This window comes from Sphingopyxis sp. 2PD (assembly GCF_005503695.1).
Taxonomy (GTDB): Bacteria; Pseudomonadota; Alphaproteobacteria; order Sphingomonadales; family Sphingomonadaceae; genus Sphingopyxis.
In genome coordinates this window covers 105,113-112,744 of sequence record NZ_SCMU01000008.1, presented here as the reverse complement: position 1 = coordinate 112,744, position 7,632 = coordinate 105,113, and the positions used below count along the sequence as shown (strand labels likewise).

Genomic DNA, 7,632 nt, shown 5'->3' with positions numbered 1-7,632 from the left:
ATCAGGTCCCACTCCGCATCCGACAAATCCCCGCGACCCATGACTGATCCTCAAAAAGCAGTCTTGAATCAGAAGGAGGAGGATTTGGGAATCCCTTTTGTCAACACGGCCTAGGTTGAATCGACATTCAGCACCAGAAGGCGATGGCGGCGAGGTATAGAGTTGCGAGGTAGTTGTGTGGGAGGCGGTCGTATCGCGTGGCGACGCGGTGCAGCTGTTTGAGCTTGCCGATGGTGCGCTCGATCCTGTTGCGAAGCCTGTAGGTGGCAGGGTCAAAATCGCGTCGGCGTGGCATGCAGACGCGCTGGGGGATGACGGGCCGAGCGCCGCTGGTTTCGACATGGTCGAGGATGGCGTGGCTGTCATAAGCCTTGTCGGCGAGGACATGGCGAGCGTCGAGACCGGTCAGCAACGGGATCGCGAGCTTGGCATCGCTGACATGGCCGCCGGTCAGAATGAAGCGCATCGGTCGTCCGAAGGTATCGACCGCGATATGCCATTTGGAGGTCAGTCCTCCTCGGGAGCGCCCCAGAGCCTGGTCGCCGAGCCCCCTTTTTGACCCGTCGCCGCTTGGGCATGGGCGCGCACGATCGAGCTGTCGATCATCAGATACTCATTGTCCCGATCGCGGGCGAGCGAGGTGAAGATGCCTTCCCACACCCCGGCGGCGGCCCAGCGGGTGAAGCGCTTGTGGATAGTCTTGTACTTGCCATAGCGCTCCGGCAGGTCCGACCAGCGCGCACCCGACCGCAAAACCCACAAAACACCGTTCACGAACACGCGGTTATCCAATGCTGTGCGGCCAGGATCAGATGCCTTGCCGGGCAGCATCGGCGCGATCGCGGTTAACCCGTCATGCTGGCGCTATGTTGTCATCAGCGTCCGGACCGAGACGTTGAGACTGTGACGACAAGCTATATAGCCCACCAGGCACACCGTGATGATCATGGTAAAGACCATCGCTGCAACCCAAAGAATGTCCGGATCGTAGGCCAGATTGAACTGCGCCTGATAGATCAGCCGCCCTGCAATCCAAGTGCCTGCGACGGCCCCAGCTGCGGCGATCAAGGCCGTGCCGCCCCACTCATAGAGATTGAGCCTGAGGCAGTCCGTGCCTTTTAGCCCCATGCTCATCAGCAAGCCGTTCTTCTGGCGGTCGTCGGCGCTGAAACCGCTGATTGAAGCAGCGAGTACAAAGAGCGCCAGCAAGAGCACCATGGCTGCATAACCAGTGGTCAACTTGGTGACTATCCCGAGCGTTTGATCAAACCGTTCGGTCAACTCCTTGAGCGGGACCAGCGAGAGGGTGGGATATTGCTGCCAGAGTTGCGCCAGCGCATCCCAAGCCGTTTCCGGCAGTTCCATGCTCCCCATATGGTGCGTGGCAGCATCGATTTGTGCTCGCGCCGATAAAGGGACCTGAAACCAGAAGGTGATCGACCCAGCGCCAGGCTTGTAGGCGTGGCTCGCCGCCAAGTTGAAATCATAGGATTTACCGTTGATCCGGAACGTAAGAACATCGCCATAGCTGAACCCCATGTCCGTCATGACTTCGGGCTCGGCAGAAATCTGTTGCCAGTTGGCGGTGTCTGTCGGCCACCATTTGCCGCCGACGAGACGGTTATTCCTGGGCATGTCTTTTGCCCAACTTAGTCGGATGGGATCCTGAAGTGTGGCCAGAGTGTCGCTCGGCTTTTGAAACTCATCGAGGCTCTTGCCGTTCACGGCAACAAGCTGCGCTGGCACAAATGGACGTAGCGTGCGTACGGTGCTGCCCGTTTGCGCGGCCCAGCGATGGATCCCGTCAATCTGGTCGGACCGGGCGTCCGAGATCATGAGATTGCCGTCGTGACTGCGGCTATGGCTTTCCATCGTTGCGCCGAGATCGCGCATCAGCATCAACGTAAACAGCAGCAGAAGTCCGCAGAGACCCAGGCCCAGTACCTGCGCCGATTTGGCGAACAGGCGCTGGCGCATCATGAAAAATGCGAAGGGAAGCAGGCCGGTACGTCGGCGCCCCCACAAATCGCCCAGCCGGACGAATGTCCAAGTCAACGCTACCATCAATGCGAGAGCAGCGGCGATTGCCGAAAGCGTCAGACCGGTTAGCAGCCAATTGTCCGAATAGGCGGCAGCCAGCAGGGCCACCGATAGAAAGCTCCAGACGAGCCGGTGCCACACAAAGCTGCCTTCGGCGGGATTGCGGATCAGCGAAAGCAGCGAGGCGCGGGAGAGTTGGAGGAAGCTCGGAATCTGGAGCGCGATCAAAAGCAAAAAGACAAGTCCGACGGTCTTCAATGCAGCAACCCAGTGCCATGATGTCTGAAGCCCGGGAAACTGGCCCTGCAGCTGGCCGACAATGAGGCCGCAGGCGAAGATCGCCAGCAAAGCGGCGAGCAAGGCTGACAGCAGGAATCCGATCAGCCATTCTCCCAGCGCCATCAGCATGGCAGTGCTGGTGCGGACGCCGAAGCTCGCATAGATCGCGAGCCGATAGCGCATTTTGGCGAGCCAGCGGCGATTGGTCATGTCGAGCGCGACGGCGCCCATGAAGAAGAGGATCACCGATGCGAGGCCGAGGAAATTTTCGGTCCGCTGCCAGAAGCTGGCGAGCGGGTGCTGCCCGCCGATCTTCTTGATCACATTGGCGCCGGCAAGGGCATCGCGCGCCCAGCTTTCGACGGCGATTTGCTGGCTTTCGTCCGCGCTGGCCAAATAGCGCGTAAGGCTGTTTCCGCGGTCAATCGACCCAGCCTTCAGGCTGCCGGTATGCACCATCGCCCGCAGAGCGGTGCTATGGCCTTCCATGATCCGGTCGGGTTCGTGAAACAGGATGGCACCCAGCCGCAATTCCGTGCCGCCGATGGTGAGAATGTCTCCGACCTGCATTTGCAGCTGCCCCGCGAGCCGCGGTTCAAGCCAGACCTCTCCGATCGCCGGCCCCTTGTTCACGGCGCGCTGCGTCGCAACCGGTGTATCGCCAACCTGAAGATTGCCCTGCATGGGGTATGCGTCATCGATCAGCTTCAGTTTCACCCTTGCCCATTCATTCTTGTGGGTCACAGTGATGTCGATTAATTGCGTTACCGAGACGCGCTGCGCCAGCGACCTGAGGGCGATTTCGTCTTCGCTCTTCAGCGGCGCATGGCTCTCGACAACGAGGTCGGACCCGAGCATCTGATCAAGATTGCCTGCCAGATAGTTTTGGATCGACGCGCTGGAGAGCGTCAGCGTCATGAGGAAGAACAGCAGGACGGTTTGCGTGGCCAGACTGATGCGACCGTCACCCATCCTCAGGTCACGCCAGCTATTTTCAAGGATCAGTTTAAACCAGCTCATGCTGCCGCCTCCAGGCGGCCGGCCGACAGATGCAGACTGGCGTCAGCACGCCTTGCCAATGGTTTGCTGTGCGTCACTATGACCAGGCCGCACCCAGTCTCGCGGGCGCAGCCGAACATCAGCTCGGCCACGCTTTCGGAAGTATGCATATCCAGGTTGCCCGTGGGTTCGTCGGCAAAAATGAAACGCGGCGCGGTCACGAATGCCCGCGTCACCGCAATGCGCTGCTGCTCGCCGCCGCTCAACTGATGGGGGCGGTGTCGGGCTCGATCTTTGAGGCCGATCTTGTCTAGCCAGAGGGCGGCGATGTCGAACGCGTGTCTGTTGCCCTTCAGCCGGAGCGGCAATGCCAGATTGCCGATCGCATCGAGCTCCGGCATCAGGTGGAATTGCTGAAAGATGAAACCGGAATTGGCGCGCATTGTCAGCGCATCCACAGGAACGCCGTCGATGGTGAAGCAGACCGTGCCGCCGGCAGGAACCTCCAGGCCTGCGGCAATGGACAGCAGGCTGGATTTTCCCGCCCCCGACGGCCCCACGATGGCCAGGGTTTCATTCGCACGGATGGTGCAGGAAAGCCCCTGGAACAGGCCAATCCTCTCGCTGGCCGTATCAAAGTGATGGCTGATGTCATGCAATTCGATCATGTCCTGCATGGTCTGTTCCTCTCTCCGCCGGACTTTCGCCCCAGCCAATGTCGAATGAAGGTGAAAGACGACCTGCCGACACGCGCGGAAGCGTCGATGCAGGCGGCCGCAAAAAATATTTGCCAGAACGTGCGCCGGCTTTGGGGCGGCTGCACTGCGGGGGCTCCCGGCGTCGGTCAGACCAGGTGTCGGACGCCCCCGACCGCAGCAGCGGTCGCTTCGCAACGGCGAATTCGGACAATCATATTGTCACTGCATTTTTTCAAGCTTGTTTCGGGCCTCGGCGAGGCCGGCAACCAGCTCTGGTCGGCTGAAATGAGGCAGGGCCAGCTCCATCACCTCGACCGCATGGGCCAGTGCGCTTCGATCCGATCCTGCCGATTGGGCCCGAAAAAAGCCCCACGTCGCAATAAGCGCAACGTCATAAAGCTTGGGGTCCGCGTTGAAGGCGGCGCGTGCCTTCACCTTGTCGTCGCTGAGCATTTGAGAGAGTAGCGCCATGCTACGCTCATCTACCCATGGCTGCCGCGGCGCTGGCGTTCGGCCCATAGCCTTGATCATGGCTTCTGCAGCCGCCGCAGTGGACGCCGGATTCTGTCCGGTTATGAGCCGACCATCCGTGACGACATGGCTCAACATCATCGGCGCCTCGCTGAATTTTGCGCCGGAGCCACGCAGCCCGTTCTCAAGCAGAACGGGGAATGATGACCCCCAACCCTTGTGAAACAGGGCTTCTTCTTCGTTGGAAAAGCCAGTAACTGAGCGTCCTTCCAACAGCAAGGCGCCACCCTTGAGCGGGATATTCATCAGCACGGCAGGGCCATGGCAGACGGCGCCGATGACGCCACCGGCCTCATAGGTATCGGCCAGCAATGTTTTCAGTTCGACGTTGATCGGCAAATCGAACATCGAGCCTTTTCCGCCGATGATGAAGATGGCCGCATATTTCTCTTTGCTCACGCTCGCGAGCGAGCGGGTGCTGGCCAGCTTTGCTGCGGCTGCGGAGTCGGCCAGGAATCGGCTGTTATAGGGCTTTTTGGGATTATATTGGTCGGCCACGACTGCCCCGCCGGATGGACTTGCAATGTCGACGTCAAGGCCGTTGTCAGCAAAGACCACATAAGCTTGGGTCAGTTCATCCATTTCAAAACCAGGGCGCGTTTTGCCACCATCCAATCCATAACCGCTGACGACCAACAGGACGCGATTATTCGCGCTGGTGGCCGCGTTTGCGGGCGCGACGATCAGCAAGGCAAGCACGCATGACAGCATTTTTGTCATCCGGAACGACATCTTCTAACCTTTCGAATATTTGATGATGCCGGTGCCTTTTGCACACGATATGTCATATGGATGTGAAACGCTCTTTGACGTTCTTTTGACAAAACACGCGCCAATGAGTGTCGGCAACAGTCGGGACAGTGTTTTTGGGCGACCGCTTTGACATATTGTTGGTGGAGGATAATGCGGATCTCGCCGGCAACATCATCGACTATCTCGAGGCGCTTGGGCACCGATTGCATTATGCTGCGGATGGCGAGGCCGGATTGCGGGAAGCGTTGGTCAGCCGGGTTGACATCATACTCCTCGACCTTGCCTTGCCGAACCGCGATGGATTGAGTGTCTGTGCCGAGATACGCCGCCGCGCCGACCTTCGCGTCCCCATCCTGATGCTAACCGCGCGCGATACACTTGATGACAAGCTGGCAGGTTTTGCCAACGGCGCCGACGATTATCTGGTGAAACCTTTCGCGCTGGCGGAGCTTGCCGCGCGGGTCGTGGCGCTCGCCCAGCGACCGCAACTCGGGCAGTCGCATCGTTTTTCAGTGGGTCCGTTGACGATCGACCGACAGGCGCGCATCGCCACGCGAGACGGGCGACCGCTTCGTCTGACGCCGCTTCTTTGGGAACTGCTGTTGCTGCTCGCCGAAGCCTGGCCGCATCCCGTCAGCCGCGACGAGGCGACGTTGCGGCTCTGGGGCGATGAGCCGCCATCTTCGGACTCGCTGCGCGCGCACATGCACCTCTTGCGGCAGGTCGTGGACAAGCCATTTGATGGGCACCTGATCGAGACCGTACACAGTTTCGGATTTCGTCTGAAGACCGATCCGTGAACCGGCGGCGACACAGCCTGCGCGCGCGGGTGGTGCTCACCATCGTCGGCGGTGTGCTTCTGACCAGCATCATTTTTGGCCTTACCGCCTTTGCCATAGCCTATTCCGTGGAAGACGATCTTTTCCAGAACGCTCTGGCCGACGAAGTCGCACACCAGAAATCCTCATGGGCGCGGACCGGTATGGTAGCAGCGGCAAAAAACTCTGACGTTGCAATTTATCGGCGAGTTGAAATGCTTCCGCTGGATATCCGGAACGAAGTCGCACAGAATCCGAAACAGACCGAATTCTACGGTTGCGAAGGCCGTCATTACCATATCCAGAAATTTGATCTGAATGGCAGTCGGTCAGGCGCCTCGGCTGCATCGGCGTTCGCGGTGATCGAAGTCAGCCAGGATTTGCTCGTTCGTCCTTTCCGGGACTCGCTTATCAAGTTGCTCGTCTGGATGAGTTTGCTCATTACCATATCGGTAGCGGGCTTTGCCTGGTGGCTCGTTGATCGGACGATGAAGCCCCTGAGCGACTTGGCGTTGGACGTAGCCAAAGCCGAGCCTGACGTCCCGATGATCGACGCGTCCAACTATCCCGCCAATGAAATCGGGTCGCTGGCCGAAGCGCTGGAGCAGGCCTTTGGACGTATTCGCGGATTTATCGACCGGGAGCAGGCCTTTACCCGCGACGCCAGCCACGAGTTGCGGACGCCCTTGGCCGTCGTCCTCGGCGCCGCGGAGGTAATCGCACTCAAGCGCGATCTTCCGCTGCATCTGGTCGAACCGCTGCGCCGTATCGAAACCGCCACGACAGATATGACGTTGGCGCTCGATCAACTGCTTGCCTTGGCGCGCGAAAATAAGGGAGTAGTCAGGGGAAGAGTGGCGCTCCGGCCTATGATCGACAAGGCTGTAGCTTGGGCCAAAGTGCGTTACTCGGACAGCCTGATTGCCGTTTCGAACAAGGTCGACAGCGGCGCCGCGGCTTTCGTCCATCCCACTTCGCTGCAACTCGTACTCAACAATCTGATCGGGAATTGTTTTCAGCATGTTGGATCCGGACAGCTGGTGATCGATTTTGATGAAAGGGCTTTGTCAATCTCGGACGACGGTCCCGGGTTTGAAACGAGCGAGAACCCGTTCGTTCCCTTTGCAAAGGGCAATGCCAGTAGTGGGAGCGGCCTCGGCCTCGACATCTCACGGCGCTTGTGTGATGCGGCCGGCATCGGTCTGACCGTTGGCGAAACCAAAGGTGGTCGAGGCACGAGCTTTCGCCTTGCTTTTTCGTCCGACCTTCACCGGTGACCTCGTCAGCAGCGCCGAACCCCTCTCTGCGTGAAGTTTCGTCGAGCAATGTTGATTCAAGCTGCCAGTCTAGGTTGCACCGTACGGCGCCGCGTGCCCTAATCTCCTGCTCATGAGCAGGCCGAGATACTTGCCGATGATGTTTTGCGTTCGCCTTGTCCTGCCCGGCCATCGCCTAGGCATGAAATCGCTGGATGGAAGCCGGATTGTCGTTGGCGAGGCCGATTCTCGCAATCT

General features: G+C 59.4%; 5 protein-coding genes and 1 pseudogene. 2 read left to right on the top strand and 4 right to left on the bottom strand.

Features of this window, described 5'->3' with window-relative positions:
* Positions 1–127: 127 nt before the first annotated feature.
* The 4 genes and pseudogenes from FFS18_RS08795 to FFS18_RS08780 form a co-directional block, all read right to left on the bottom strand.
* Positions 128–831: pseudogene (locus FFS18_RS08795) on the bottom strand (IS5 family transposase).
* A 33-nt stretch (positions 832–864) separates the two neighbouring features.
* The gene (locus FFS18_RS08790; protein WP_137870488.1) at positions 865–3,339 is read right to left on the bottom strand and encodes an ABC transporter permease; all 2,475 of its coding nucleotides are present in this window, start codon (positions 3,337–3,339) and stop codon (positions 865–867) included.
* Positions 3,336–3,995: an ABC transporter ATP-binding protein gene (locus FFS18_RS08785; RefSeq protein WP_137870487.1), complete on the bottom strand. Its 660-nt coding sequence runs from the start codon at positions 3,993–3,995 to the stop codon at positions 3,336–3,338. The genes FFS18_RS08790 and FFS18_RS08785 overlap by 4 nt, the downstream gene beginning before the upstream one ends.
* 240 nt (positions 3,996–4,235) lie before the next feature.
* Positions 4,236–5,267, bottom strand: a complete 1,032-nt coding sequence (locus FFS18_RS08780; protein WP_212743034.1) for a type 1 glutamine amidotransferase domain-containing protein — start codon at positions 5,265–5,267, stop codon at positions 4,236–4,238.
* A 146-nt stretch (positions 5,268–5,413) separates the two neighbouring features.
* On the opposite strand from FFS18_RS08780, the gene FFS18_RS08775 reads away from it, so the two are divergent.
* A complete protein-coding gene (locus FFS18_RS08775) occupies positions 5,414–6,100 on the top strand; it encodes a response regulator transcription factor (protein WP_137870485.1) in 687 nt (228 codons plus the stop codon).
* Entirely contained in the window at positions 6,097–7,395 is a 1,299-nt protein-coding gene (locus FFS18_RS08770) for a sensor histidine kinase (RefSeq protein ID WP_212743033.1), read from the top strand. The genes FFS18_RS08775 and FFS18_RS08770 overlap by 4 nt, the downstream gene beginning before the upstream one ends.
* The last annotated feature ends 237 nt before the right edge of the window (positions 7,396–7,632 follow it).

What these genes read in the sequence shown, in the direction of transcription:
- FFS18_RS08785 (WP_137870487.1), bottom strand. Translation starts at nt 3,995, where the DNA reads ATGCAGGACATGATCGAATTGCATGACATCAGCCATCACTTTGATACG.
- FFS18_RS08790 (WP_137870488.1), bottom strand. Translation starts at nt 3,339, where the DNA reads ATGAGCTGGTTTAAACTGATCCTTGAAAATAGCTGGCGTGACCTGAGG.
- FFS18_RS08780 (WP_212743034.1), bottom strand. Translation starts at nt 5,267, where the DNA reads ATGACAAAAATGCTGTCATGCGTGCTTGCCTTGCTGATCGTCGCGCCC.